This is a genomic window from Streptomyces sp. NPDC012888, assembly GCF_042900645.1.
In the GTDB taxonomy this organism is placed as follows: domain Bacteria; phylum Actinomycetota; class Actinomycetes; order Streptomycetales; family Streptomycetaceae; genus Streptomyces.
On sequence record NZ_JBIBBM010000018.1, the window covers coordinates 143713 to 168952 of the forward strand.

Annotated in this window: 24 protein-coding genes; 11 read left to right on the plus strand and 13 right to left on the minus strand. The window is 75.2% G+C overall.

The window, feature by feature from the left end; genetic code table 11:
• The first annotated feature begins 116 nt into the window (after window positions 1–116).
• The gene (locus tag ACFY61_RS27545; protein WP_389476203.1) at window positions 117–761 is read left to right on the plus strand and encodes an SUKH-4 family immunity protein; all 645 of its coding nucleotides are present in this window, start codon (window positions 117–119) and stop codon (window positions 759–761) included.
• Window positions 762–768: 7 nt separating this feature from the next.
• On the opposite strand, the gene ACFY61_RS27550 is transcribed toward ACFY61_RS27545, so the two are convergent.
• From ACFY61_RS27550 to ACFY61_RS27560, 3 genes are all read right to left on the minus strand, one after another.
• Window positions 769–2166, minus strand: a complete 1398-nt coding sequence (locus ACFY61_RS27550; protein WP_389476205.1) for an HNH endonuclease — start codon at window positions 2164–2166, stop codon at window positions 769–771.
• A 62-nt stretch (window positions 2167–2228) separates the two neighbouring features.
• Window positions 2229–2558 carry a nuclear transport factor 2 family protein gene (locus ACFY61_RS27555; protein ID WP_389476207.1) on the minus strand — a complete coding sequence of 110 codons (330 nt, stop codon included), beginning with the start codon at window positions 2556–2558 and terminating at the stop codon, window positions 2229–2231.
• A 105-nt stretch (window positions 2559–2663) separates the two neighbouring features.
• Window positions 2664–3053, minus strand: coding sequence for a VOC family protein (locus ACFY61_RS27560; RefSeq protein WP_389476209.1), 390 nt, complete (start codon window positions 3051–3053; stop codon window positions 2664–2666).
• A 160-nt stretch (window positions 3054–3213) separates the two neighbouring features.
• On the opposite strand from ACFY61_RS27560, the gene ACFY61_RS27565 reads away from it, so the two are divergent.
• The gene (locus ACFY61_RS27565; RefSeq protein ID WP_389476211.1) at window positions 3214–3885 is read left to right on the plus strand and encodes a DUF4360 domain-containing protein; all 672 of its coding nucleotides are present in this window, start codon (window positions 3214–3216) and stop codon (window positions 3883–3885) included.
• 54 nt (window positions 3886–3939) lie between these two features.
• On the opposite strand, the gene ACFY61_RS27570 is transcribed toward ACFY61_RS27565, so the two are convergent.
• The 4 genes from ACFY61_RS27570 to ACFY61_RS27585 form a co-directional block, all read right to left on the minus strand.
• Window positions 3940–4323: a hypothetical protein gene (locus ACFY61_RS27570; protein ID WP_389476213.1), complete on the minus strand. Its 384-nt coding sequence runs from the start codon at window positions 4321–4323 to the stop codon at window positions 3940–3942.
• Window positions 4324–4414: 91 nt separating this feature from the next.
• Window positions 4415–5467 (minus strand): C40 family peptidase, encoded by a 1053-nt coding sequence (locus ACFY61_RS27575; RefSeq protein WP_389476215.1) that lies wholly within the window; start codon window positions 5465–5467, stop codon window positions 4415–4417.
• A 183-nt stretch (window positions 5468–5650) separates the two neighbouring features.
• Window positions 5651–9676: a helix-turn-helix domain-containing protein gene (locus ACFY61_RS27580; RefSeq protein WP_389476217.1), complete on the minus strand. Its 4026-nt coding sequence runs from the start codon at window positions 9674–9676 to the stop codon at window positions 5651–5653.
• Window positions 9677–9797: 121 nt separating this feature from the next.
• Entirely contained in the window at window positions 9798–10703 is a 906-nt protein-coding gene (locus ACFY61_RS27585) for an NAD-dependent protein deacetylase (RefSeq protein ID WP_389476219.1), read from the minus strand.
• A gap of 113 nt (window positions 10704–10816) precedes the next feature.
• On the opposite strand from ACFY61_RS27585, the gene ACFY61_RS27590 reads away from it, so the two are divergent.
• Window positions 10817–11035 carry an EF-hand domain-containing protein gene (locus tag ACFY61_RS27590; protein WP_389476221.1) on the plus strand — a complete coding sequence of 73 codons (219 nt, stop codon included), beginning with the start codon at window positions 10817–10819 and terminating at the stop codon, window positions 11033–11035.
• A gap of 23 nt (window positions 11036–11058) precedes the next feature.
• Here the strand turns inward: ACFY61_RS27590 and ACFY61_RS27595 are convergent, their stop codons facing one another.
• The 4 genes from ACFY61_RS27595 to ACFY61_RS27610 all read right to left on the minus strand — a co-directional run bounded on the left by ACFY61_RS27595 (window position 11059) and on the right by ACFY61_RS27610 (window position 13515).
• Entirely contained in the window at window positions 11059–11559 is a 501-nt protein-coding gene (locus tag ACFY61_RS27595) for a hypothetical protein (RefSeq protein WP_389476223.1), read from the minus strand.
• A gap of 18 nt (window positions 11560–11577) precedes the next feature.
• The gene (locus tag ACFY61_RS27600; RefSeq protein ID WP_389476225.1) at window positions 11578–12618 is read right to left on the minus strand and encodes a vWA domain-containing protein; all 1041 of its coding nucleotides are present in this window, start codon (window positions 12616–12618) and stop codon (window positions 11578–11580) included.
• 79 nt (window positions 12619–12697) lie between these two features.
• Window positions 12698–13084 (minus strand): VOC family protein, encoded by a 387-nt coding sequence (locus tag ACFY61_RS27605; protein ID WP_389476227.1) that lies wholly within the window; start codon window positions 13082–13084, stop codon window positions 12698–12700.
• 53 nt (window positions 13085–13137) lie between these two features.
• Window positions 13138–13515 (minus strand): hypothetical protein, encoded by a 378-nt coding sequence (locus ACFY61_RS27610; RefSeq protein ID WP_389476229.1) that lies wholly within the window; start codon window positions 13513–13515, stop codon window positions 13138–13140.
• 177 nt (window positions 13516–13692) lie between these two features.
• Between ACFY61_RS27610 and ACFY61_RS27615 the strand changes: the two genes are divergently transcribed.
• The 6 genes from ACFY61_RS27615 to ACFY61_RS27640 all read left to right on the plus strand — a co-directional run bounded on the left by ACFY61_RS27615 (window position 13693) and on the right by ACFY61_RS27640 (window position 18858).
• Complete coding sequence (locus ACFY61_RS27615) at window positions 13693–14049, plus strand: YciI family protein (RefSeq protein ID WP_389476231.1); 357 nt, start codon at window positions 13693–13695, stop codon at window positions 14047–14049.
• A gap of 61 nt (window positions 14050–14110) precedes the next feature.
• Window positions 14111–15391, plus strand: coding sequence for an RNA polymerase sigma factor (locus ACFY61_RS27620; RefSeq protein WP_389476233.1), 1281 nt, complete (start codon window positions 14111–14113; stop codon window positions 15389–15391).
• Between the two features lie 161 nt (window positions 15392–15552).
• Window positions 15553–16404: a polysaccharide deacetylase family protein gene (locus ACFY61_RS27625; protein WP_389476235.1), complete on the plus strand. Its 852-nt coding sequence runs from the start codon at window positions 15553–15555 to the stop codon at window positions 16402–16404.
• Between the two features lie 139 nt (window positions 16405–16543).
• On the plus strand, window positions 16544–17563 hold the full coding sequence (locus tag ACFY61_RS27630) for a DUF4344 domain-containing metallopeptidase (RefSeq protein WP_389476237.1): 1020 nt from the start codon (window positions 16544–16546) through the stop codon (window positions 17561–17563).
• Between the two features lie 87 nt (window positions 17564–17650).
• Window positions 17651–18454, plus strand: a complete 804-nt coding sequence (locus tag ACFY61_RS27635; protein ID WP_389476239.1) for a hypothetical protein — start codon at window positions 17651–17653, stop codon at window positions 18452–18454.
• A gap of 20 nt (window positions 18455–18474) precedes the next feature.
• Window positions 18475–18858 (plus strand): VOC family protein, encoded by a 384-nt coding sequence (locus ACFY61_RS27640; RefSeq protein ID WP_389476241.1) that lies wholly within the window; start codon window positions 18475–18477, stop codon window positions 18856–18858.
• A gap of 75 nt (window positions 18859–18933) precedes the next feature.
• On the opposite strand, the gene ACFY61_RS27645 is transcribed toward ACFY61_RS27640, so the two are convergent.
• On the minus strand, window positions 18934–19821 hold the full coding sequence (locus ACFY61_RS27645; RefSeq protein ID WP_389476243.1) for a DUF4436 family protein: 888 nt from the start codon (window positions 19819–19821) through the stop codon (window positions 18934–18936).
• Window positions 19822–20179: 358 nt separating this feature from the next.
• Here ACFY61_RS27645 and ACFY61_RS27650 point away from each other — a divergent pair, with 358 nt between their 5' ends.
• The gene (locus tag ACFY61_RS27650) at window positions 20180–20644 is read left to right on the plus strand and encodes a hypothetical protein (protein WP_389476245.1); all 465 of its coding nucleotides are present in this window, start codon (window positions 20180–20182) and stop codon (window positions 20642–20644) included.
• 18 nt (window positions 20645–20662) lie between these two features.
• Window positions 20663–23929, plus strand: a complete 3267-nt coding sequence (locus ACFY61_RS27655; protein WP_389476247.1) for a tetratricopeptide repeat protein — start codon at window positions 20663–20665, stop codon at window positions 23927–23929.
• A 235-nt stretch (window positions 23930–24164) separates the two neighbouring features.
• On the opposite strand, the gene ACFY61_RS27660 is transcribed toward ACFY61_RS27655, so the two are convergent.
• Window positions 24165–25214 (minus strand): hypothetical protein, encoded by a 1050-nt coding sequence (locus ACFY61_RS27660; protein WP_389476248.1) that lies wholly within the window; start codon window positions 25212–25214, stop codon window positions 24165–24167.
• Window positions 25215–25240 lie beyond the last annotated feature (26 nt).

The following is a 25240-nucleotide window of genomic DNA, read 5'->3' on the forward strand; positions in this document are numbered from 1 at the left end:
CGCGCGAGCGACGCCCCCGCGAACCGGCCGGCCGGCGGGGGCGTCGTGGGGCCTGTCGGCGCCGTGCGGTTGACTGGGCATCAGTACGACCGGACGACCGACCTGGGGACCACGCAGTGAAGAACGACATCCACGACGTCCACGACGGCGACGGCAGGGGCGACACCTGCGACCACGACGGCGGCGGCGCTGTCCCGCCGGCGCCGGACGCCGCATGGCTGGAGGAGCGGCTGGGCGAAGGATCACTCTGGCGGCCGGACGAGGCCGCCCTGCCGGCTGAACTGACCGACGCCGCCACGCGGCGGTTCCTGCTCACCGTCGGCTTCCCCACCGTCCACCTCGACGTCGCCGGCCTCGACACGCGGCACCTGCGCGACGAGGACGGCCTGGAGCCGTTCGACGCCGACGAGATCTACGGCAACCGCTACCCCGACGACGACTCCCCGCCCGAGAACTTCTCCTTCACCGCGCTCACCTGGGGCGACCAGCACCTGATGCTCGAAGCGGCGGACGGCGGCATCACCCACTACGACCCCAACGGCTGGGACCACGGCGCAGGGTGGCAGGGCGCGGCCGCCGACGACCTCCCCTCGCTGGCGGTGCTCCTCGCCCTGATCGCCGAGTCGTCCGAAGCGCTGGAATCCTCCGACGACACCGTCCGCACGGCCGCGGCCGCCGCCCTCCGCGAGCGCATGACCGCCCACGACCTGAACGTGGACGGATCCGCCTTCTGGGACATGGTCTTCGACTGCTTCGCCTGATGTGCGGTCAGCGGGCCGGGGCGCCGGCGAGCAGCCGGTCGTGTCGGGTGCGGGCGGTGACGCGCAGCAGCTCGCGCAGCCGTTCGTCCGGGCGGCCGCGCGTCTTCAGGGCGTGGCAGTTCGGGCAGAGGGCGATCATGGACCGGGGCAGGTCCTCGCCGCCCCCGGCGTGGTCGTCGACGTGATCCACCTCCAGCAGGTAGGACCCGTTCCTGCCGCGTGTCCCGCCGAAGCGGGGATCGCGGCATTCGGGGTTCTCGCAGGCGCCGCCGCTGCGTTCGAGCACCGCCTGGCGCGAGGCGCCGATCCGGCTGAGCCGGGTGCCGGTCAGGGTGCGCGGCAGGTGGTGCCGGCCTTCGCGGACGGTCCGCTCGGCGCGGGCGTTCAGCTCCGCGTAGCGCAGCGCCGGCACGGCCATCCGCCGCAACAGGGCCGCCGTCGCCTTGCACTGTTGCAGGGCGGTCCCGGCCGGCGGCGCGGGAGGCAGCGCGTAGTGGCCCCCCGAGGTGTCCCACGCGCCCTCGAACTCGGCGTGGCGCAGGCGGGCGCACTCCCACCGGCTCCGGCCGAGGACGCCGAGGATCGTCGCGACGTCGAGCCACAGGGCGCCCTCGGGGAGACCGTCGCCGTACGTCGCGTACTCGTAGCCGGTGTAGAGGGCCGCGTACGTCGTGTTGCGGCCGTAGGTGACGACCCGTCTGCCGGCCAGGAGGCGCGCGAGTTCGTCGGCGACGTCCCGGAACGGCGGCGCCTCCCGCAGGTCCTCCACCGTCGCCCCGTGGAGGTCGAGCCGCCGCAGGAACTCGACGTCCCAGCCCGGATCGACAAGCCGGTGCCAGCGCTTCCTGCCCGTCGCGGACGTCACGGCCACCTCGTACGGCGTGGCACGGGCGAGCGGGTCGGTGGACGGCGCCGGCGACCCTATGGCGTTGACGGCGAGGACGAGCGTGGACGGATCCGCCAGCACCTGCTCGGCCCACTCGGCGGCGGTGCGCCGGTCGGCCTCCTCCCGTACGGGATCCGGCTCCGACAGCGGCAGCGGCCGCGCCCGCTCGACGTCGTACACCGGTGACGGCCGGTAGACCAGCTCGGTCCAGGTCGACGTGGCGCGGCGGCTGCCCCGGTGCGGCATGGTGACCGTCTTCGGGGGCCCGAGGACGTAACCGTCCGGCCGGAACAGGTCGAGCGGCCGCAGCCCGGCCCTCCTCAGCGAGCCGGCGGTCCGCAGGCCCGCCGGCAGCGCCGGGTACCGCTCCAGCAACTCGCGCAGGTAGCGGTCGGGTTGGCGAGCGGCTCCCAGCACGTAGACGGGGGCTCCGAAGCCGGAAGGTATCGCGCCGCACACCACGTGCTGCGTCCCGGAGGGACGGAAGGGCGGCTCGTCGTCGAAGTCGGTGAGGATCACGTCCTGAAGACCGGCGGAGCGGCGCTCTGGTTGTACGGGACCCTGCACTCCGCCGGCTCGGGTCAGCCCAGGAAGTCCACGCGGTCGATGAGACCGTCCCGCACCCGGTACGCCACGAGGACGCGGACGGGCTCCTCGGCGACCCCGTGCGCCACCTCGCGGTCGACGACCCAGTCGCCCTCGACGAGCCTCCCCGTGATCTCCGCGCGGCACCGCCGCTCGGCGAACTGCGCGCCGTACACCTCGGACAGCTCCTGCCGCCCCCGCAACACGGCGCCGTCGCGCCGCGTCACGACGACCTCCTCCGCGTACGTGGCGAGGAAGGCGGCGAGGTCATGGCCGTTGTACGCGGCGAGCTGACGTTCGACCACTTCTTCGGGTGCGCTGTTCACACCGCCCAGCCTGCCACACCACCCCGGCCCGCTCCGCCGGGGCCCCGGGGCGACGGGCCTGCCGCGGCAGCCGCGGCAGGCCCGTCGCGCGGGCCCGGGCGAGCGCTACGCGCCCCAGCCCCCGTACGGCACGGTGATGAGTTCCATGGCGTGGCCCGACGGATCCATGAAGTACACGCCGCGCCCGCCGTCGTTGTGGTTGATCGCGCCCGGCTTCTCCATCCGGGGGTCGGCGTAGTGCTCGATACCGCGCGCGCTGATCCGTGCGTACGCGGCGTCGAACTCCTCCTCGGACACGAGGAAGGCGTAGTGCTGCGGAGCGATCCTGTCCGCCGGGACGGTGGCGAAGTCCAGACTGACGCCGTTAGCGAGGGCGACGACGATGAAGGGGCCCCACTCATCGGTGATTTCGAGGCCGAGGAGCTCCGTGAAGAACTCCGCGGATTCCCGGTTGTCCCGGGCGTGGACGATCGTGTGGTTCAGTTCGACCGGCAAGGAATGCCTCCGAGGGCATGTCCCGACACCTCCATGCCTCACCCAGCCGGTGACCGGCACGCGATGTCGCCGTAGATCATACGCACCGGAACCGCTGCCCGTGAGCCCGGCACCCGGGCGGCCGCGTTGCGGACCGCCGGGCGGCGTCGTTGGTCCGGGCATGATCCGTACACCGCGCATCCTCGCGGCCGTCCTCGGCGTCACCGCCGCGGCGCTCGCCGCCACCGCACCCGCCCCGGTCGCGGGAGCCGCCGCGCCCCCGGGCCCCGGGCCGGCCGCCGGAGTCACCATCGACGTGGTCTCGGTGAACGGGTCGGGGTGCCGGCCCGGCAGCGCCGCCGTCGACGTCTCACCGGACAACACCGCCTTCACCGTGACCTACAGCGAGTACCTCGCCCAGGCCGGCAAGGGCGCCAAGCCGACCGAGTTCCGCAGGAACTGCCAGATCGGCCTGCGCGTGGACGTGCCCAAGGGCCACACCTACGCCGTCGCCAAGGCCGACTACCGCGGCTTCGCCAACCTGGCGGAAGGAGCGGTCGGCACCCAGAAGGCCGGCTACTACTTCCAGGGCACGAGCGAGACCACCGGCCGGAGCCACGACTTCCACGGCCCGCTGCGGGACAACTGGCAGGTGACCGATACGACGGCCCTGACGGACCTGGCCTGGCTGCCCTGCGGTCAGCGGCGCGACTTCAACATCAACACCGAACTGCGCGTCGACGCGGGCGGGTCCGACACCGCGACGACCACCAGCTTCATGACCATGGACTCCACCGACGGCAGCGTCAACGCCCGCTACCACCTCTCCTGGAAGAAGTGCCCGGCCCGGTGACGGCGGGCGGGCCGCCTCCCCGCGTGGGGGAGGCGGCCCGCCGAGCCGCGGCCGTCAGCACTGGCGCAGGCCGGGAGCCGGGTCGACCGGGGTGTGGACGTCCACCGCGGGAACGTTGCCCCACTGGCCGTTGTCCAGCTTGGTCCAGTACCAGACGCTGTTGCCGCCGCCGTGCCGGTCGCCGTAGCCCCAGCACTGGAACCAGCTGAAGCCGGTGTTCAGCGGGCCTCGGACGGCCGAGTTGTACGAGCGGTGCTCGTAGCCCCTGGCGCCGACGCGGTTGCCGCACCACAGCCGGCCGTCGGAGCGGACCCCGCATTCGGCCGCCGCGGCCTTGCCGGCACTCGGCGCGGCGACGGCGGGCGCGGCCGCAGTGGCCAGGCCGGAGCTCAGAGCAGCGGCGGCGAGGCCGAGGGCGATCTTCGTGCGTGGGGACATGGACATGTTTCCTCCTTGGGTGACGGCCCCGTCGTTCGACGCGGAGCCCGGTTGGTGGGATCGGGAGATGAAGAGGTGAGGGGACCGGGGCTCAGGGGCAGGTGGGTACGCCCTCCAGCCAGGCGGGTCCCTTGATGTAGATGTTGGTGATCCAGGCCCGGTACTCCGGCAGGTACGACCAGGCGTCGTTGGTGTAGCCGTCGGCCGTCACCGTCTCGGCGTGCTTCTGGCACTGCACGCGCACCCGTGTCGGCCCGCCGAACCGGTGGACGCGGGCGCTCCCGGTCGACGGCTCGGTGTGCGTCCACACGTCCGTGCCCCAGGTGCTGAACGTGCCCTGCTGCGCGGCCGCGTCGATGCGGACCGCGCCGGCGTAGTCGCCGCCCAGGCGCACGTCGCTGACCGTGATCCGGGTGCCCGACTGCCGGGCCTCGACCATCCGCCCGGCGCCCAGGTAGACCGCGATGTGGTGGACGGCCCCGCCCGACCCCCAGGCCAGCAGGTCGCCCGGCAGCAGCGGCCCGGTCCCCCGCTCCGGGCCGAAGCGGGCCGCCGCGTGCGGCGTTTGGAACTGGTGGCCGGAGTTCCCGGGCAGCAGGTCCCGGCCGGTGGCGCGGGCGTAGGCGTACCGCACCAGGCCCGAGCAGTCGAAGCCCAGCCGCTCGGGGTCGTGTTCGCTCGCCGGGTCGGACGGGTCCACCTGCCCGTACGTCGGCCCGGGCTCGGGCCCGTGACCGCCGCCCCAGGTGTACCAGACGCCGATCTGCTCACAGGCCGCCCGTACGGCGCTCTCCGCCACCGCGGAGGCGCCCGGGGCGAGCACCCCGCAGGCCGCCGCGGCGGCCGTGCCGGAGGCCCCCGCGCCGGCCGCCCCCGTACCCGGCGCCGCCACCGCCGCGGTGCCGCCGGCGACGAGGACCAGCGCCGTCACCGTCGCGCCCGTGGCCCGGCGGAGCGCACGGACGGCCCGCCGCGCCCCCCGGCGCCGCGTGCCGCCGGCCGGCCCGTCCTCCGGCACGCGGGGCGTGCTCGCCCCGCTCGCCCGCGCCGCCGCCGTCCGTGCCGGCCACGGCTCGCCCGTCGGGCCGCGCCTCGTCGCGCAGTCCGGGCTGACCGGCCCGTTCACCCCGTCGATCCTTCGCATCGCGCTCCCCGTTCCCCGTCCCGTTCACGGCGTTGCCGCCGTTCGCGGCGCCCCGTTCGCCGACCTGTGTGCCGGCCCTGCCGAGACTGTCCCGCCGCCGGGGCCGCCGTCGAGGCACCACGCGTCGCCCAGCCAGGTGGGAAACGGGAAACCCCGGGAAACCCCGCCCGACCGCGGCTGCCGTCAGCAGCGCGGCCGTTCGGGCAGGCCGGGCAGCGCCAGGTACCGGCGCCCCGCCCCTTCCGGGTCGCCGACCAGCGCGCAGATCCCCTCGACGCGCGCCCCCGGGTCCAGCGACCACAGCCGGACCGTCCCGTCGGTGCCGCTGCTCGCCGGACGCCCGCCGACCGGGTCGAACACCACGCCCCACACGGCGCCGTCGTGCCCGGCCAGCGTGGCGTACGGGCGGTGTCCGGCGACCTCCCAGAGCCGCACGCTGCCGTCGATCCCGGCGCTGGCCAGCAGCCGACCGTCCGGCGCGAACGCCACCGCCCGCACCGCCCCCGTGTGGCCGCCGAGCACCGCGGTGCCGCCGCCGGGCGCCGTCCGGTCCGCCCCCGGCGGCCAGGACCACAGCCGTACGACACCGTCGTTGCCGCTGCTGGCCAGACGGAGACCGTCGGGGGAGAAGGCCACGCTCCGCACCGCGCCGGTGTGACCGCGCAGCACCGTGCGCTCCGCCCGCTCCCCGACGTCCCACAGCCGCACGGTCAGGTCGTCGCTGCCGGTGGCCAGCAGAGCGCCGTCCGGACTGAACGCCACGGCGTTGACGAAGTCCTGGTGCGCGGTCAGCGTGCTGAGCTGCCGGTGCCCGACGGCGTCCCACAGTTTGACCGTACGGTCGGCGCTCGCCGAGGCCAGCGTCCGCCCGTCGGGGGAGAAGGCCACCGCGAACACCGAACCGCCGTGCCCGTCCAGCGTGGCCAGGAGCCGGCCGCGGGCCGCGTCCCACAGCCGCACCCTGCGGTCCGCGCCCGCCGTTGCCAGCGTGCGCCGGTCCGCGGAGAACGCGACCGCGAACACGGCCCCCTGATGCCCGGTCAGCGTCGTGACCGGCCGCCGGCGCGCCGGCTCCCACACCCGCACGGCGCCGTCGGTCCCGGCGGAGGCCAGCAACCTGCCGTCGGGGGAGTACGCGGACTGCCACAGCTGGGCGAACGGCCGCGCCACCAGCGCGCCGCGCCCGGGCTCCCACACCACCGCGGACTGGTCGAAGCTACCCGTGACCAGCAGGTCCCCGGGCCCGGCCGCCACCGCCAGGACGTAGTCGGTGTGCCCGGCGAAGGTGTGCGCCACCCGGTGGTCCACGGCGTCCCACACCTTCGCAGTCCCGTCACCGCTGCCGCTGACCAGACCGGCACCGTCACGGGTCCAGGTGACCGCGTTCACGTCGTCGCTGTGCCCCCGCAGCACCACCGGCGGCGTCGCGCCCGCCCGGCCCGCGGGGCCGCCGGTGGCCCACACCCGCACGGTTCGGTCCGCGGCACCCGAGGCGACGCTCCGCCCGTCCGGTGCGAAGGCCACCCCCAGCACCGCGTCGGTGTGCCCCTCCAGGACGGCCGCCGCGCCGCCGTCACCGCCGCGCAGCGCGCCGGCCACGTCCCACAGCCGGACCGTCCGGTCGGCCGATCCGGAGGCCACGGTCCGGCCGTCCGGCGCGAACGCCACCGAGTGCACGGTGTCCGCGTGCCCCCGCAAGGTCGCCGAGAGCCGCCGGGCCGCCACGTCCCACAGCCGCACCGTGCCGTCCATGCCGCCCGTCACCGCGGTCCGGCCGTCGGGGGAGAAGGCGACCGTCCGTGCCCCGCCACTGTGCCCGTACAGGACCCCGGCGACCTGCCGCTGCGGCATCCGCCACAGCCGTACGGTGCCGTCCGCGCCCGCCGACGCCAGCAGGGTGCCGCCCGCCCCGAACGCCACCGCCTGCACCGCGCCGCCGTGCCCGGTGAGCACCGCCAGGGGCGAGCGCGGCGCGGCCGGCCGGCCGTCCCACAGCCGTACCGTGCCGTCGCTTCCGGCCGTCGCCAGGACCCGGCCGTCCGGCGCGATAGCCACCCCGTTCACCGGCCCGCCGTGCCCCGTCAGCCGGCCGCCGAACGCCTGGCTCTGCGTGCTGAGCAGCGCCCCGCGGGCCTCGGTGGTCGGCGCCGTACGGTACGCCTCGGCCGCGAGCAGCATCGACGCCTCCGGCCGGCCGGCCGCCGCCGCCCCGGACCGCACCGCCATCGCCTGGGACTGCGCCACCCGCCGCTCCTCCACGGCCCGCGTCCGCTGGTGGAAGGCCAGCCCGCTCGCGCCGACCGCCACGGCCAGCATTACCGCCAGCGTGGCCAGCAGCCTGTTGCGGGCCCGCGCCTGGCGGAGTGCGCGCTGCCGCCGCCGGTGCTCCTCGGCGCGGCTCGCCGCCAGGAACTCCGCCTCCACCGGGCCCGGCGGGTTCCGCCCGTCCTGCCGGTCCGCCCACTCGTCGGCCGCCGCCAGCCGGTTGCCCCGGTACAGCAGTTCGGGGTCGCGGGCCTCCCGCAGCCAGGCCGCCGCCGCGTCGCTGAGCTGCTGGTGCAGCAACAGCCCCGCGCGGTCGGTGTGGATCCAGTCCCGGAGCCGCGGCCAGGCCCGTAACAGGGCCTCGTGCGTGATCTGCACCGCGCATTCCCCGGCGGTCACCAGCCGTGCCCGGACCAGGGAGTCCAGCGCGGCGGAGGCCGCCCGCGGGTCGGGGGCGGCGGAGGTGAGCCGGTCGGGGGCGGCCCGGCGGCGGGTCTCCACCTCCCCGTCGCCGAAGTGCACCAGTTGCAGCAGTACCCGCCGGGCGGCCTCCCGGCCCGGATCGTCCAGGGCCGTGTAGACCTCCTCCGCGGTACGGGCCACAGCCCCGCGCAGCCCGCCGGTCGCCTCGTACGCGTCGACGGTGAGCGTCCGGCCCGACCGGGCCTGCCAGGTGACGAGCAGGGCGTGGGAGAGCAGGGGCAGGGCGCGGGCCGTGCCGCCGGGAGCGCCGTCGCCGGCGCCGGCGTCCCGCAGCAGCAGCTCCACCAGGCCCGGCTCGAGGACCAGCCCGGCGCGTTCCGCGGGCCGGGTGATCGCCGTCCGCAGCTCGTCGGGGGTCATCGGGGCGAGGACGAACAGCCCGTGGGTGAAGACCTCCGCCAGTTCCGGGTACGCCAGGCAGCGGCCGCTGAAGTCGGCCCTCAGCCCGAGCACCACCCGTGCGGCGGCGGGCCCCGGCCGGCCGGACTCCGGACCGCCCGCGGTGGCCAGGGCGGCGAGCACGGCGAGGCAGGCCCGCCGCTCCGCCTCGTCCCGGCACTGGGTGAAGACCTCCTCGAACTGGTCGACGACCAGCACCAGCCGGGGTTCCGGCCCAGGCTCCGCCTCCGTCCCTGGCTCAGGCTCCGGCTCCGCCTCCGGCTTCGCGGCCGCCTCCGGCTCCGGCCCGGACGGGCCGCCGCGGAGGGCCTCGGCCAGCAGCCACGGCCGCTCCGCCAGTTCACCGGCGGTCGGAGCGGGCTCCCCGAGCAGGCCCTCGCGGCACAGGGCGGCCAGGAGCTGGGACAGGGGGTGCGCGGTCGGCGTGCACACCACCACCCGTGTTCCCGGCGCGCCCGGTGCGTCCCCCGGCTGCCGCAGGGCGGGGACCAGGCCGGCCCGCAGCAGTGAGGACTTGCCCGCTCCCGAGGGCGCCACCAGGGCCAGGGGGCCCCGGCCCGAGCGGGTGGCGAGCCGTTCCAGGAGGGCGGCCGTCGCCCGCTCGCGGCCGAAGAACCACTCGGCGTCCCCGGTGCCGAACCCGGCGAGCCCCCGGTAGGGGCATTGGGCCGAGGGCTCGGGCTGCCGCGGCTGGGGCAGTTCCGGCACCAGCGCCGCCAGGGTGCCGCCCGCCCGGAGGACCGCGTCACAGCTCCGCGCCAGGGCGGGGGTCGGCGGCTTCCCCCCGTTCTCGATCTTGCTCAGGTAGCCCTTGCTGTAGTGGACGAGCCGGGCGAGCGCGGCCAGGGACAGGCCGCGTTCCGTCCGGGCCCGCCGCAGGGCCGGCCCGAAGGCGCCCGAATCCCCGCCATCGGCCGCCGGGCCCCCGCCCACCGGGGCCGCGCGTACCGGGGCCGCGTCCACCGGGTCCCCGCCCGCCCGGCCCGGGCCCACCGCGCCGGAGCCGTGTCCGGCCTTCGTGGCCCCGGATCCGTCCGGGGGCGGTCCGCCTGTCCCGTCCATGCCTGCCTCCGCGCAGATGCGGCTGCACACGCTAGCGAGGCCGGCCCGTCCCCCGCGCGCAGCGGTCACCCGTTCGGCTGATTCCGGTCACCGGTCGGACCCGGGGGCAGGCCCGGCCGGGTCAGCCGCCGTGCGGCGGGCGGTCCGTCCCCGCCAGGCCCAGCCGGTCGGTCACCGCGGTGAGGGCGGCCCCCAGGGGGAGCGCCACGCGCGCCGCGGCGTGACGGTCGCCCCGCGTGGGGTCCCGGTTCACGATCAGCACGGGGGTGCCGGCCCCGGCTGCCTGACGGACGAACCGGAGCCCGGACATCACCGTCAGCGAGGAGCCCAGGACCAGCAGCGACCTGGCCCCGGCGACCAGTTCGCGGCAGCGCCCGACCCGTCCCGGCGGAACCGCCTCGCCGAAGAACACCACGTCCGGTTTGAGTACGCCCCCGCACCGCGGGCAGGGCACCACGCGGAAGCCGGCGACCTGCTCGTCAGTGAGGTCGGCGTCCCCGTCCGGGTTCAGCGCGGCGGCCACCGGCGCGAACCCCGGGTTCGCCTCCTCCAGACGCTCGGCGAGCTCGCGGCGCGGCATGGACGCGCAGCAGGACAGGCAGACGACCCGGCCGAGGCTGCCGTGGAGCTCGACCACGTCCCCGCTGCCGGCGGCCTGGTGCAGGCCGTCGACGTTCTGGGTGATCACGCCGGCGAGCAGGCCGTGCCGCCCGAACGCGGCCACGGCCCGGTGGCCGTCGTTGGGCCGGGCGCGGCCGAAGGTGCGCCAGCCGAGGTGACTGCGCGCCCAGTACCGGCGCCGGGCCCGGGCGCTGCCGGTGAAGTCCTGGTACGTCATCGGCGTGTGCCGGCTCAGGCTCCCGCCCTCGCCGCGGTAGTCGGGGATGCCCGACTCCGTGGACAGGCCCGCGCCGCTGAGCACCAGGACCCCGCCGGCGGCCAGTGCGTCGGCGACCGGCCCCAGGTCCGTACTGCCCGGGAGCGCGTCCCCGGCAGGCGTCCAGCTGAGGGTGGGGCGCATGCGCATGCGGCCAGCCTACGGAACGCCCCGGCGGCGGGCACCCGGCCGTGGGCGTTTGCGGAAGGCGGCAGCGGGCAGCGGCGCCATGAACGGGCGAGGGGACGAGGGGGCCGGTCGGCATGCACATCACGACGGAAGCGATACGCGCCGAGTTCAGCGCATGGGACCGCGACGACGACTGGCTCCTCGACGAGGAGGAGTTCTCCGGTGCCCTCACCCGGCTGACGGGAGGCGACCGCCCCCCGGAAGAGCTGCTCCGGCTCTTCCGGGTGGCGGACGTCGACGGCGACGGCCTGGTGTCCCTCCCGGAGTTCCAGGGCTGCGTCCAGAGCCTGTAGGGGCAGCGGCGGCCGGTCCCCGCTCAGCCGCTCCGGGGAGGGACGCGCAGCGGCACCGGTTCCTCCTGACCGTCCCAGACGACGCGCAGTACCGAGGGGACGGGCGCACTCATGCAGCCGACCATCATGAACTGGTGCGCGTGCCCGGCCGGGATCGTGAGGCCCTCCGGCCACTCCTCCCGGGCGCCGGAGGCATCGAGGCACCGGACGTTCCCGGCGTCCGCGTCGCCGTGGTTCACCAGCTCCCAGACCGCCTTGGTCCGGTGCTCGATGCGCAGCCGCGCCCGCGGCCGCCGCGCCTCCTCCTCGGCGGCCCGGCGTTCCGCGACCTCATTGCGCCGGTCCGCCAGGGCCCCCTCGGCGGCGGCGGCGGAGCGTTCCGCCGCGACCCCGGAGCGACGGGCCTCGACCACGGCGTCCCTGGCGGCGTCGGCCGAGCGCCGGCCGTACCGCAGTGACCGGAGGCTGACCAGCAGGGCCGCCAGCCCGAGTACCGCCCCCACCCAACCGGGTGCCTCTCCCATGCGCCTTCCTCCCCTGCGTCAGAGCATGAGCAGCAGGCGCGTGTTCGGCACGAGCTTGCGGTTCACGCTGGTGCTCTGCACGAATATCGTGAAGTCGTCGTTGTGGTCGGGCTTCACGCGGACCTCGACGTCCGGCAGGCCGAGGAGCGCGCGCGCCTCGGGCCCCGTGTACACCCGGTCAGTCCCCTTCTCCAGCACCGCGATCCGCTTCCGCGGCTGGATCTTCTCCGACTTGCTCAGCTGGTAGAACGCGCCCCCCGTGCGGTAGGTGTGCCCGCTCTCGACGACCCATTCCCGGATGGCCGCGTCACGGCCCACCGGGATCAGCTCGTACCCGGACCGGTCCACCGGGGTCAGGCCGGCCGCCTCGATGGTGTCCTTGTTGACCGCCTCCGCGCCCACGGAGAACACCGCCCGGGACCCCCGGATGCCCCGGGTCCGGCCCACCATGAACTTCTCGGTGGCCTCCTTGATGACCTGCCCGGCCTCCTCCAGACCCCGCGTGCTCGTGGCGTCCCAGACGGCGATGTTGTCCTTCGGGAAGCCGCACTGCATGGCCTCGCGCTTGCCCATCTGGTCCGGCACGAGCACGGCCAGCGTCCAGTTGTCCTCCTGCCGCGCGATCATGTCGGCGACCGCGCTCACCAGTTCGCGGGCGTTCCTGGTCGGCGCGTCCGGGCAGTGGTGGCTGGCGTTCTCCTGACCGTCGGTCAGGACGAACGTCAGGAAGCTGTGGTCGCCGTACAGCTGGGCCGTCCGGGCCAGCTCCCGCTGCGACTTGAGCGTCGCGGCCAGCAGGGCCGTCATGCCGCCCACCCGGTACAGCTGCTTCAGCGAGGGCATCCGCAGCACGTCCTTGTCGTAGATGACGCACTCCACCTGGTCGGCGAACACGTACACCGTGACCCGGGTCTCCTGGTCCAGTTCCCTGGACCGGCGGGCCAGGTACTCGATCTGCTGGTCGGCGACTTCGACGACCTTGCCGCTGAGGTGCGACATGGACGAACTGGCGTCCAGCACAAGGGCGACGTGATTGATGTAGTTCTGGTTCCCGGACATGAGATCTCCCCCTCGTTCCCAAGCGATGCACCCACCGTCTCACCCGCCACTGACAACGGGTCACGGCCGGCCCGGGACCTCAGGGCCGGTACCGCAGCGGGTGGTCCGCCGGCACCTCCACCACGGCGATGCGGACCCCGTCCGGGTCGGCGATCCACATCTCGACCAGCCCCCAGGGCTCGCGGAGCGGCGGACGCAGCACCTCGGCGCCCCGCTCGCGCAGCTCCTCGTGGGCCCCGTGGACGTCCGCGACCTGGAGCCACAGGCACAGCCCGGGAGCGGGAGGGGCGTCGGCGCGCCCCGACACCTCCAGGAAGCCGCCGCCGAGGAAGTACACCGTGCCGCGCTCGGGGCCGGTGCCGAACTCGCGGTAGACGGCCAGTCCGAGGACGTCGCCGTAGAAGGCGCGGGAGCGCTCGGGGTCGGTGGGGCGCAGCAGCGTCCGGCTGCCCAGTACGTGGACCATGCCCCCACTCTCGTGCAGCGCGGGTCCCGAGGGGAACGGTAGGGCCGGTCGGGTCACCCGCCCGCGGCGTCCCGGCCCACCCGCCGGGCCCACAGCACGAGCGGCACCTGCAGCGGCAGCCTGCCGTACGCCACCGCGCGCAGCGCGGGGGAGCGGTGGCGGAAGTCCGCGGCCATCTTGACGTTCGCCGGGAACACGCCGACGAAGAACGCGGCGGTCGCCAGCGCGGCCACCCGCCGGGTGCGCGGGTGCGCGACGCCCGCGGCGAGCGCGAGCTCCGCCACACCGCTCGCGTACGTCCACTGCCGCGGGCTGCCCGGCAGGGCGCGCGGGACGATGGCGTCGAACCGCTCCGGCACCGCGGCGTGGGCGACGGCGGCTCCCGCCAGCAGACCGGCCAGCAGCAGGGGGGAGGAGGGGGTGCGGGGCATGGGGGTCCTCTCGGGGAGCGGTCGGACAGGCGATGCTACTGACTGGTAGATCCGTGTCGTGCGGGTGCCGGCGAAAAAATCTCCGAAGAATTCCGACGCGGACGTCGATCCGAGGGCCTCTCGTTCGACGCAGGGGTGAGAGGCGGGAGGACCCGCCCCCCGACCCGAGGAGTCACCATGCCGCGTTTCCTGACGATGATCCGCATCGACGAGCAGAACCTGCCCCCGGAGAACTTCCCGCCCGAGTTCGAGCAGCGCATGGCCGCCCTCTTCGAGGAGATCACCAAGGCGGGGGTGATGCTCGACACCGCCGGACTCCTGCCCACCGCCGAGGGGACCCGCCTCAGCTGGTCCGGCGGGAAGATCAGCTACACCGACGGCCCGTTCACCGAGACCAAGGAGGTCGTCGGCGGCTACTCCCTGACCCAGTGCAAGGACAAGGCCGAGGCCGTCGAGTGGACCCGGCGCTTCCTGGAGATCCACCCGGCGGAGTGGCAGGTCAGCGCCGAGGTCCGGGAGATCCAGGAGATGTGAGCGGCCGCTGACCGACGCTGACCGCCGCGGTTGCCCCGAGCCGTCACGGCTGCTCTGATGAGTGGCCGTGACGGCGGAGGACGCGGCCCGGGCGGTCGAGACGGTGTTCAGGATCGAGTCCGGGCGGATCATCGCGGGGGTCGCCCGGATCGTCCACGACGTCGGGATCGCCGAGGAACTCGCCCAGGACGCCGTCGTCGCCGCCCTCGAACAGTGGCCCGTCTCCGGCGTCCCGGACCGCCCGGGCGCCTGGCTGATGACCACGGCCAGGCACCGCGCGATCGACCTCGTCCGCCGCAGGGAGACGTACGCCCGCAAACTCGCCGAGGTCGGCCGGACCCTGGAGGACGTACCGCCGCCCGCCGAGCCCGCCGGTCCCGGGGACATCGACGACGACCTGCTGCGGCTGATCTTCACCGCCTGCCATCCGGTCCTGCCCGCCCGGAGCCGGATCGCGCTCACGCTGCGCCTGCTGGGCGGACTGACCACGCAGGAGATCGCCCGGGCCTTCCTCACCACCGAGCCGGCCGTCGCCCAGCGCATCGTCCGTGCCAAGCGCGCCCTGGCCGGGGCGGCGGTCCCCTTCGAGGTCCCGTACGGAGCCGACCGCGAAGCCCGGCTCGCCTCCGTACTGGAGGTCGTCTACCTCGTCTTCAACGAGGGTTACTCGGCCACCGCGGGCGAGGACCTGCTGCGGCCCGCCCTCTGCGAGGACGCGCTGCGCCTGGCCCGCGTCCTGGCCGGGCTCATGCCCGAGGAGCCCGAGGTGCACGGCCTGGCCGCCCTCCTGGAGCTCCAGGCCTCCAGGACGGCCGCCCGCACTGGACCCGACGGGGAGCCGGTCCTGCTCGCCGACCAGAACCGGACCCGCTGGAACCGGCTGCTGATCCTCCGCGGCTTCGAGGCCCTGCGCCGGGCCGGCACCGGCCCGTACTCGGTGCAGGCCGCCATCGCCGCCTGCCACGCGGCCGCCGTCCGCTACGAGGACACCGACTGGGCGACGATCGCCGCCCTGTACGGACGGCTGGTGGACCTCGTCCCCTCCCCGGTGGTGGAGCTCAACCGGGCGGTCGCCGTCTCGATGGCCGACGGACCGGAAGCCGCACTGCCGCTCGTCGACGCCCTGGCGGGAGAACCGGCCCTGCGCTCCTACCACCTGCTGCCGAGCGTGCGGGGGGACCTGCTGGAGCGGCTCGGACGCCCGGCGGAGGCCCGCGCGGAGTTCCGGCGGGCGGCCGGGCTCACGCGCAACGCCAGCGAACGCGCCCTCCTCGAACGCCGCGCCTCCCGCCTCGCCGGCCAACGGCCGCAAGATCGGCAGGTCCCGCCGGCCGGCGCGTGAGGGGATTCACAAACACCCCGTGTCCTGCCCCCACGGCCCCGCAACGCCGGGGGACGGCCTTCCCGGGACGGCCGCGAGGGGGCCGAAAGGCCGATGGGCGGCGCGCGGAGGATGCCTACCCTTGGTCGCCGGGGGACCCCAGCGACACGAGAGCGGCTTTCATGGCGATCATCAGCACCCGCGCCCGCGGACGGGCGGCCCGCGCCGTCCTGGCGGCGGCGGTCCTCGCGCCCCTGGCACTCCTCGGCACCCCGGCCGTCGCCGCCGGCGGTTCGTCCGGTTCCGACGGTTCCGCGCGTACCGCGGCTTCCGCCGGTTCCGGCAGCGCCACCGACACCACGGCCGCCGGGTCCGCCGGGAGCGCCGCGCGCCCGGCGCGGGGAACCGCCGCCCGGCCCGCGACGACTCCGGTGAGCATCGCCCGGACCGCCACCGGCAAGGACCGCTCGGTCGCCATCACCATCGACGACGGCCCCGACCCCGTGTGGACGCCCAAGGTCCTCGACGTCCTCGACCGGAACCACGTCAAGGCGACCTTCTGCATGATCGGTACCAACGCGCAGAAGTACCCGGACCTGGTCCGTGAGGTCGCGGCCCGCGGCCACCGGCTCTGCAACCACTCCGTCGGCCACGACACCTCGATGGACCACAAGCCGGTCGCCTACCAGGAGCGGGAGATCCTCGGGGGCAAGGAGATGATCGAGAAGGCGGTACCCGGCGTCCGCGTGGGCTACTACCGGGCCCCCGGCGGGGCCTTCACGCCCGAGAGCCGGAAGATAGCCGCCGCCCACGGCATGCGCCCGCTGGGCTGGACGGTCGACCCCAAGGACTGGAGCCGCCCCGGCGTCCCGTCCATCGTCGAGGCCGTCGAGCACCCGCTGGTCCGCCCCACCGTCCTCTTCCACGACGGCGGCGGCGACCGCTCGGAGACGGTGGCCGCGCTGGAGCAGGTGCTGCCGTGGTTCGCCGGGCAGGGCTACGCCTTCACCTTCCCCACCCGCGACACCGACTGACCGGCCCGCCCCCGTACGCCGCTCCCGCCGCACGCACCGCCTCCCGGAGGAATCCGCTCCCCGAACGGGCGGCCCGGCGGGCACCCGCCGCGCTCCGGCCCGAGGATGGGCGCGACCACGCGTGACGGGAGCGACGAGCATGCCGAACGGTTCCGCGTCCAGGAGCGGCGTACGCACCGCCCTGGCGGGCGTACTGGCCTTCGTCGCGCTCGCCGCCGCCGGCTGCGCGGGCACCGGCGCCGGCGGCGGCCCGGGGCCGGGCCCCGGCACGGCGTCCCCGACCCGTGCCGCCGACCGGGGGAGGGTCTCCGTCGTCTACGAGGAGTCGACCGTCAAGCCCGGGGACCGCCGGGTCGTCGCCCTGATCCGCGACTCCCGGGTGCTGGAACGGACGGCCGACTGGGTGAACCGGACGGTGGCCCTACCGCACGACCTGGTCGTGAAGGTCACCGCCGCGGTGCCGCCCGGGGTCACCGACGCGGTCGCCCAGCCCGACGGCAGGACGATCTACCTGCCGCCGTCGTTCCTGACCGAGGTCCAAGAAGCCCTCACCGACGTGGTGAAGACCGTCGAGCGGCCCTCCCTGATCCCCGCGGCCGACTACGACAGCGACGACCTGACCGTGCTCGCGACCCGCTTCCTCCTCGGCCACGAGCTGGGCCACGCCCTCCAGCGCCAGCTCACGCTGCCCAACCTCGGGCTGGAGGAGGACGCGGCCGACGGCTTCGCGTCCTTCTACACCATCGGCGAGGCCGGGCCCGGGCCCTCCCTCGCGGCGGCCCTCCTCTTCGACGAACTCGCCCGCAAGGAGGGCGAGCTGACGCTGGAAGGACTGGCGAGCGACCACCCCGTCACCCAGCAGAGGGTCTTCAACTTCCTCTGCTACCTGGACGGCAGCGACCCCGGGAGGTTCCGCGGCCCCCTGGTCGAGACGGGCTACCTGCCGGAGAGCCGGGCCTGGCTGTGCCCACAGGCCTGGGCGATGCTGGACCACGGCTGGTGGACCCAGCTGCAGCCCCACTTCACCGCCGCGTACAGGGCCCGGGGCGACGCCGAACAGCGAAAGGCACGCGAGCGGTTGGCCGCGGAGACCAAGGCCTTCGCCGAGCGGATCGACGAGTTCCGCAGCGGCACCCGCAGCGGGGGAACCGTGGGGTAGCTTCGCGGCGTACCACTCTGCGGCTGCGCCCACGGACGGCAGCCCCGGACGGCGAACGACCACGCCCCGCACCCCGCTGGAAGAGACATGACCGAGCCCCGCCGACAGAGGATCCACCGCGTCAACGCCGACATCGTGCTGCACCCGGACCTCAGCCCGCCGGCCCGGCTGCTCTACGTCGCGGCCGTCATCGGCACCACCGTGCCGCTCTCCCGGGAGCGGCTCCTGGAGATCCTCGGCCTGGACGGGGAGGACCTGCTCGACCCGCTGTTCGAGGAGCTGGAAAACCTCGGGGTGGTCGAACGGGACCGGGTCGACTGCCAGCCGGACAGACTGATCGTCCACGAGCACCTGCCCCCGTCGGCCCGGCCGACCCCTGAGATGGGCGAGAGCGAACGCAGGGCGCGGGAACTCCTCGCGTCCGCGCACGAGTCGCTCGGCGCCGCGAGCGAGCGGAGCGAACCGCCCACCCTGCGCTACGCGTTCGTCACCGTCGACGGCACGCTCGCGCTCGGCACCGCGACCATGCCGCAGATCCGGCAGAAGGTCGGCGCCGGGACGCACGGCGAGACCGGCACGGAGTTCGTCTCGGTCCGCAGCGACCTCGCCGCCTACCACCTGGTCCCGTACGAGACCGACACCCGCCGGATGAACAAGGTGGCGAACGGCATGTTCTGGGAACTCAGCGACCCCGCCCACCACCCCGCCGTCACCGAGGACGACGACCCGGACGCCGCCGACGCCTCGGAGGACCGCCCCGACCGCGTGATCAAGATGCGCGGGCCGGTCGCGTTCATCCGCCGCGGCGGGATGTCGCCCGAGGACGAGGCGATGGTCAAGGAGGCGTACGAGCGGGCCCACGGCCGGTTGCGGTCCAAGGGCTGGATCTGACGGGGCATAGACTCCCGTCCATGGCATCCCGTATCAGCGAACTGGTCATAGAAGCCACTGACCCTGCCCGGCTCGCCGCCTTCTGGAGCGAGGTCCTCGACTACGTGGAACTCGGCCGCGAGGACGACGGAAGCATCGAGATCGGACCGCCGGACGTGGGCTTCGGCGGTCCGCAGCCCACCCTCGTCTTCAGCCCCAGCAGCGAGCCGCGCACCGGCAGGCTCCGGCTGCACATCGACGTCAACGCCACCGACCGCGACCAGGACGCCGAGCTGGAGCGGCTGCTCGCCCTCGGCGCCCGGCCCGCCGACGTCGGCCAGACCGGCACCGAGAGCTGGCACGTCCTGGCCGACCCCGAAGGCAACGAGTTCTGCCTGCTGCGCGCCCGGCTCCAGCCCCTCTGAACCGCCCGGAATCCACACCACACCACACCACGGCCCGGTCCGGCAGGGCGCCGGCCCGGGTCGGCGCCGGGCCGGTCACGTCCGGCCGACAGCCGCCGTGCGGAGGGCGGTGCGGACGCCGGCGATGACCACCGCGATCAGGCAGAGCGCGATGACGGTCTCCGCCCACAGGAAGGCGAACCAGTCGATCACGCAGCCGATCGGGGGCGTTCCCGGGGCGGTGTTGCGGAACGCGGACAGGGCGAACAGCGTGGCGGCCATCCAGGCGAGGGCCGGCCAGACCAGACCCTCGCGCCGGGTCATCAGGTACCAGGCGCCCATGAGCACGGCCGCCGCCAGCGCCCACATCACCACCATCATGAGGACGGCGAAGACGAGCAGGCTGCCCGAGCGGGACAGCCACAGCGCCACGACCGCCTCCCGCGACGGCGAGACGGGGGTCGGGGAGACCGAGAACAGCGTGTCGTTGTTGGAGAACAGCATCCGCACGGGTACCTCCTCGCCGCCCAGCAGCGCCCAGAACCCGACGTCGGTCTCGTAGGTGTCGAACGGGTAGTCGGCGATCGACCCGTCCGCGAGCGCGACCTTCACGTCCTTGGTGGTGAGCCGCTCGTGCGCCTCGAACGTCAGGTCGCCCAGGGTGGCCGAGGTGGTCTGGAGCCTGAGCTCGGCCACCGGGGCGGTCCCGTCCTCCTCGCCGAACTTCCCGCGCGGGGTGACCCGTACCCGCAGGACGAGTTCCCGGGCCGCGGCGTCGACGTGCTGGACGGTCGCCTGTACGTCGATCCGGTCGGGGGCCGGCGAGCCGACCGTGTGGACCTCGTCGAGCGCCTGCCGTTCGGAGAACTGGAGCCACGACCCCACGGACACCGCCACCACGATCAGGACCGCGATGGGGAGCAGCACCGGCAGGATCGACGCCCGCGAGCGGCTCGGGGGAGGTGCGTCCGAGGGTGGGGCCATGCTCACTCCGAGGAGGTGGGGGCGGACGGGCCCGTCCGCCCCGGCGCCGGGAACGGACCTCGCACCCGCGCGCCGCAGGTGGCGGCCGCACCGTGATCCTCGTCCACCCGTCAGCCGATCCACGGCATCCGGGCGGGGTGTGTCGGCGGCCCGTGGCGCGGTCGGGCAGCCCGCCGCTCCCCGCGGCCCGGCCCGCCGCGCACGGTGCCGTGACGGGTGACACATCACATGATTCGGCCCCCGCCGCCCCGCCCCGGGTTGTACGGTGCGGCTGACCGGGTCGGTCGAACAGAGGGACGGGTGAGGTGCGTTGCTGGTCGAGACGTTGACCGCGCTGGCCGCCGCGGGCGGAGGCGCGGTGGTACAGGCAGCGGGGACCGACGCCTGGCAGGTGGTGCGCGAACGCGCCGCCCGGCTGCTGAGCCGCGGGGACACCGAGGGGGGCCGGGCCGAGCTGGAGCGCCTGGACCGGACCGCACGCGACCTCGACCCCGGAACCGCCACGGACCTTGAAGGGGAGCGGCTGCGGCAGGAAGGAGCGTGGCGGATGCGCTTCGAGACGCTGTTCGAGTCCCTGGACGCGGCGGAGCAGGAGCGGGCGGCCGCCGAACTGCGCGCCCTGCTGCTGCTCGTCGCCGACACCGGATCCGGCGCGGACGTGGCCCTGGCGACCGGGAACGCCGTGGCCCGCGACGGGGGGAGTGCCGTGACGGGCGTACGCCGCGCGGGCGGTGACGCCCGCCCGGCGAGGGCGGTGAACACCGGGGACGCGGAGGCCACCGGGCCGGGGTCCAGCGCCGTCAGCGGCATCGTCCACGAGTAGCCGGACGGGGTGGCGCGCATGGCGAAGTGGCGCTGGGGCAGGAGGTACGACCCGGTCGGGCGCACCCCCGCCGCCGGCACGGACACCACCGGTGGTGCGTCCGGGTACGCGCAACAGGTCTCGGGCACCGGCAACGCGACCGCGTCGAACGGCGGCATCGCGGTCACCGGCATCTACAACGACCACTCCAGCGTGGTCCTGCCGCCCGAGGCGTTACGGCCCGCGGCGGAGGTGCGGGCCCGGCCCGGGCTGGACAACCTGCCCTACCGGCCGCGTCACTTCGTCGGCCGCGCCGCCGAACTCGACCGCCTCGACGCCGCCATGGCAACTCCCTCCGCCGGAGTGCTGCTACAGGCGGTGCACGGCCTCGGCGGCATCGGCAAGAGCGCCCTGGCCGCGCACTGGGCGGCCACCCGGGCGCCCCGGCACGGCCTGACACCCGTCCGGTGGATCACCGCGGACAGCCCGGCCGGCGTCGAACAGGGCCTGGCCGCACTGGCGATGGCCCTGCAACCCGCCGCGTCCAGGGCGCTCACCGTGGAAGCCCTGGCCGAGAACGGCATGCAGTGGCTCGCCGCGCACACCGGCTGGCTGCTCGTCCTGGACAACGTCAACGACCCCGCCGACATCGCCCCCCTCCTGGCCCGCGCTCACGGCGGCCGCTTCCTGATCACCAGCAGGCTCGCCACCGTCTGGCACGACGCCACCACCACCATCCGCCTCGACGTCCTGGACCCCGCCGAGTCCCTGCACCTCCTGACCCGCATCGCCGATCCCGGCGGCACCCGCGACATGGGCGGAGCAGCGGAGCTGTGCGCCGAACTGGGCCACCTCCCCCTGGCCGTCGAAGCCGCCGCCGCCTTCCTCGCGCAGAACCCCCTGCTGACCCCGCGCACGTACCAGGACCTGCTCCGGCAGGACCCCGCCTGGATGTACCGGCAGGGAGGCGCGGGCGTGACCGACGAGGAACGCACGATCGCCTGCGTCTGGCGCGTCACCCTCGACCGCGTCGAGGAAGTGCAGCCCCTGGCCGTCGACGCCCTCCGCGCCCTGGCCTGGTACGCCCCGGACCTCATCCCCGCCGACCTGCTCGGCCACATGGCCGAACCGGCCGCGGCCGCCGGCGCCATCGGCGTCCTGAACGCCTACAGCATGCTCACGGTCGACCCCGGGACCCGTTCCCTGGCCATGCACCGCCTCGCCCAGTCCGTCCTCCGGGCAGCCGACCCCGAGGACCGGCACCGGACGCCCGACCTCGTCGACGCGGCCCGCTCACGCGCCACCGCCGCGCTGCTCGCCGCCGTCCAGCCCTCCGACTGGCAGGACCCCGCGTCCTGGCCGACCGGGCGCGCGATGCTCCCGCACATGGACGCCGTCGCCCACCACACGCCCCCGGCCGCCGACACGACGACCACCGCCCGGCTCCTCAACCACGCGGGGGTCTTCCTCCTCAGCCAGGGAGCGGGCGGCCGCGCCGCGGCACACCTGCGCCGGGCCCTCGACCACCACGAGAGGACCCTCGGCCCGGACCACATCGACACGCTCGCCTGCCGCCACGGCCTGGCCGACGCCTTCGAGGCCGCGGGCGACCTCGCACGGGCCGTTCCGCTCTACGAACGCGCCCTGGCCGACGAGGAACGCGTCCTGGGCCCGACGCATCCCCTCACCCTCGCCGGCCGCAACAACCTGGCCGACGCCTACCGGGCTTCGGGCGACACGGACAGGGCCAGGGCCCTGCTCGGCCGGAACGTCGCCGCCGGCCTCCTGGAGGGCGGGGACCGCCGTGCCACGCTCGCCGGCGCCAACAACCTCGCCCGCGCCGTGCAGACCGCGGGTGACCTCGACGAGGCCATCCGCCTCTTCGAATCGGCCTACGACGGGTGCGTCCGCGACCTCGGCGCGGACCACCACCTCACCCTGGTGACCCGGCACAACCTCACGGCCGCCCGCGCCCAGGCGGGCCGCGCCGGCGACGCGGACCGGCTCGTCGCGCTCTTCGAGCAGGATCTGGACGACACGGAACGGGTCCTGGGCGAGGACCACCCCGACACCCTGAACGTGCGCGCGGCCCTGGCACACGCGTACAAGCAGGCGGGCGACCCCGACCGGGCCCTCCCCCTGTACGAGCGGACGCTGCGCGACATGGAGCGCGTGCACGGCGAGCAGCACAACCTGACCCGCCGCATGCGCATGGCCCTCGCCCTCGCCTACCACGAGACCGGCGATCCCGACAGGGCCGACTCCCTGGGCAGCCCGCGGCCCCACCGGGCGAGCAGCGCCGCGCCCGAGCCCGGCGCGCCCCAGCCCGCCGCGCCCCACGGCGGGGCGGTGGCCCCCACGGACGAACAGCCTCCGGACACGCGCGACGCCGACCTCGGCTACGCCTTCCTCCTGGCGGACGACCCGGAGCGGGCCATGGCCCCCCTGCGGCGGTCCCTGCACGACGTGCGACAGGACCTGGGCGAGGAACACCGCACCACCCTCAGCGCCCGCCACAACCTGGCGGTGGCCCACCTCAAGGCGGACGAGCCCGCGTCGGCCATCCCCCTCCTCCGGGCCAACCTGAACGTCCAGCAGCGGGAGCGGGGGGCGAACCACGCGAGCACCCTGACCACCCTCAGGCACCTCGCCGACGCCCACCGGCAGGCCGGCGACCTCGAACCGGCCCTGCGCCTGTACGGCAGGACCTTCCGGGGCCTCACCCGTACCCTCGGCGCCGAGCACCCCGACACCCTCGCCGCCCTCAACTGCCTGGCGTACACCCACCGGCTGGCGGGACGTCCCGAAGACGCCATTCCGCTCCACGAGGAAGCGCTCCCGGCCGTGGAGCGCGAACTGGGCCCCTCCCACCTCGACACCCTCGCCGCCCGCAACAGCCTCGCCGCGTCCTACCGGGACGTGGGGGACCTGGCACGCAGTGTCGCGCTGTACGAGCGGAACCTCGCCGCGTGCGCACGGGACCTCGGCGAGGACCACCCGCACACCAGCACCGCCCGGCACAACCTGGCCGGCGCCTACGCGGCGGCCGGGGACCACGAGCGGGCCCTCGCCTGCCTGGAGGACACCCTGCCGCACCAGGAGCGCCTGCTGGGGGCGGAGCACCCGGACACCCTCACCACCCGCATGAACATCGCCGCCACCTACCGGGCACTGGGGCGGCGCAAGGAAGCGATCCGCCTGTACCGGAAGACCCTCGACTCCTGCATACGCGCGCTCGGCCTCACCCACCCGGTGACGCTGACCGCGCACGCCCACCTGGTCGCCGCCAAACGCAGCCGGCGCTGACGCGCTTGTGTGCCGGCGCGTGTGCCGGCGCGCTGGTGTGCCGCAGCAGGCGCACGGCCTCGGTCACCCTGCCCCGCTCGGGGGACTGCGGCACGCCCGGCTCGTGCCCGCCCCCGGGCGGTCCATGCCACCGGAAGCCGCCGCCTGCGGACCGCAGGACCGCCCGGGGCCGCGCGGCGCGCCGTCGGCCGTACCCGTACGGCCGTACCCGTACGGCCGTGCCCGGATCCGGTACTCAGACCTCCGCCGACCAGCGGTGCAGCCGGTCCCCGTCGCGGGTGAGCCAGGTCCCGTCGCCCAGCGCGGTGACGTCCTCGCCCACCGGCACCGGGTAGTCCAGCCGGCCGACCGACCGCAGGGTGTCCGCGCGCAGCAGCCAGTGCCGGACCTCCGGACCCCCGTCCGCCGGGTACACCCGGCCCGGGACCAGCACCTGACGCCCGTCCAGTACCTCGGCCGAGAAGAACGCGTCGTTCTCCGGGTCGACGCCCAGCTCCGCCAGGTCGAGCAGCGCCGTCCGCTCCCCGGAGCCCGGGTCGAAGACCGCCAGCTCGTCCCGGTCGTCGTCGGGGAACACGTGCTCGGCGTACCTCTGGGTCAGCACCCGGGAGCCGGGCAGGAACCCCGCCACGGCGTGCATCCAGGTGCCCCCCAGGATCCGGGGACCGTCCGCGCGCGGTTCGGCCCACCACGTCGACCAGCTGTGCCACGCCGTCCAGCAGGACACCACCAGCGTGCCCCCGTCCGGACTCCAGGCCTGCACCGCGCCCGACGCGATCGACCCGAGCTGGCGCCGGCCCACCACACCGCCGGTCGCCGCGTCCAGGAGCACCAGGTCGTCCCGGGTGTAGTTGCGGCCCGGCTCCAGGTCGTACACCAGGGCCGCCTTCCCCGGGTCGGCCTCCAGCACCGGGACGACGAGGCTCACCAGCCGGCCGTCCGGGCTGACCGCCGGGGTGCAGTGCGCCCGTCCGGTGCCGTGCCACGGCGCGTGCGCGAACTCCCAGCGGGTGTCCCCGCCGGGACCCACCGCCCGCACCGACGCCGCGCCGGCCACCACGAACCCGCCGTCGGGCGCGGGAACCGCCCGCTCGTGCTCCTCCGTCCGCAGGGCGGCCGTCGGGCACCCGGTCCGGCCCGCGAGGAACGCCTCCCGGTCGTGCACCTCCACCAGCCCCGGAGTACGGACCAGCAGCCGCCCGCCGGCGACCGCCTCGACCGTGCCCGGCGTCCGCACCTCGCCGAGCGGCACCGCGCCGATCCGCCCGTCCCCCGTCACGTCCATGCCGGTCATGATCGCAAGTCCCGCAC

What these genes read in the sequence shown, in the direction of transcription:
- ACFY61_RS27570 (WP_389476213.1), bottom strand. Translation starts at nt 4,323, where the DNA reads ATGTCCCCACGCACGAAGATCGCCCTCGGCCTCGCCGCCGCTGCTCTG.
- ACFY61_RS27630 (WP_389476237.1), top strand. Translation starts at nt 16,544, where the DNA reads ATGCCGAACGGTTCCGCGTCCAGGAGCGGCGTACGCACCGCCCTGGCG.
- ACFY61_RS27585 (WP_389476219.1), bottom strand. Translation starts at nt 10,703, where the DNA reads ATGCGCATGCGCCCCACCCTCAGCTGGACGCCTGCCGGGGACGCGCTC.
- ACFY61_RS27590 (WP_389476221.1), top strand. Translation starts at nt 10,817, where the DNA reads ATGCACATCACGACGGAAGCGATACGCGCCGAGTTCAGCGCATGGGAC.
- ACFY61_RS27580 (WP_389476217.1), bottom strand. Translation starts at nt 9,676, where the DNA reads ATGGACGGGACAGGCGGACCGCCCCCGGACGGATCCGGGGCCACGAAG.
- ACFY61_RS27595 (WP_389476223.1), bottom strand. Translation starts at nt 11,559, where the DNA reads ATGGGAGAGGCACCCGGTTGGGTGGGGGCGGTACTCGGGCTGGCGGCC.
- ACFY61_RS27645 (WP_389476243.1), bottom strand. Translation starts at nt 19,821, where the DNA reads ATGGCCCCACCCTCGGACGCACCTCCCCCGAGCCGCTCGCGGGCGTCG.
- ACFY61_RS27655 (WP_389476247.1), top strand. Translation starts at nt 20,663, where the DNA reads ATGGCGAAGTGGCGCTGGGGCAGGAGGTACGACCCGGTCGGGCGCACC.
- ACFY61_RS27565 (WP_389476211.1), top strand. Translation starts at nt 3,214, where the DNA reads ATGATCCGTACACCGCGCATCCTCGCGGCCGTCCTCGGCGTCACCGCC.
- ACFY61_RS27575 (WP_389476215.1), bottom strand. Translation starts at nt 5,467, where the DNA reads ATGCGAAGGATCGACGGGGTGAACGGGCCGGTCAGCCCGGACTGCGCG.
- ACFY61_RS27615 (WP_389476231.1), top strand. Translation starts at nt 13,693, where the DNA reads ATGCCGCGTTTCCTGACGATGATCCGCATCGACGAGCAGAACCTGCCC.
- ACFY61_RS27625 (WP_389476235.1), top strand. Translation starts at nt 15,553, where the DNA reads ATGGCGATCATCAGCACCCGCGCCCGCGGACGGGCGGCCCGCGCCGTC.
- ACFY61_RS27640 (WP_389476241.1), top strand. Translation starts at nt 18,475, where the DNA reads ATGGCATCCCGTATCAGCGAACTGGTCATAGAAGCCACTGACCCTGCC.
- ACFY61_RS27610 (WP_389476229.1), bottom strand. Translation starts at nt 13,515, where the DNA reads ATGCCCCGCACCCCCTCCTCCCCCCTGCTGCTGGCCGGTCTGCTGGCG.
- ACFY61_RS27605 (WP_389476227.1), bottom strand. Translation starts at nt 13,084, where the DNA reads ATGGTCCACGTACTGGGCAGCCGGACGCTGCTGCGCCCCACCGACCCC.
- ACFY61_RS27635 (WP_389476239.1), top strand. Translation starts at nt 17,651, where the DNA reads ATGACCGAGCCCCGCCGACAGAGGATCCACCGCGTCAACGCCGACATC.
- ACFY61_RS27600 (WP_389476225.1), bottom strand. Translation starts at nt 12,618, where the DNA reads ATGTCCGGGAACCAGAACTACATCAATCACGTCGCCCTTGTGCTGGAC.
- ACFY61_RS27660 (WP_389476248.1), bottom strand. Translation starts at nt 25,214, where the DNA reads ATGGACGTGACGGGGGACGGGCGGATCGGCGCGGTGCCGCTCGGCGAG.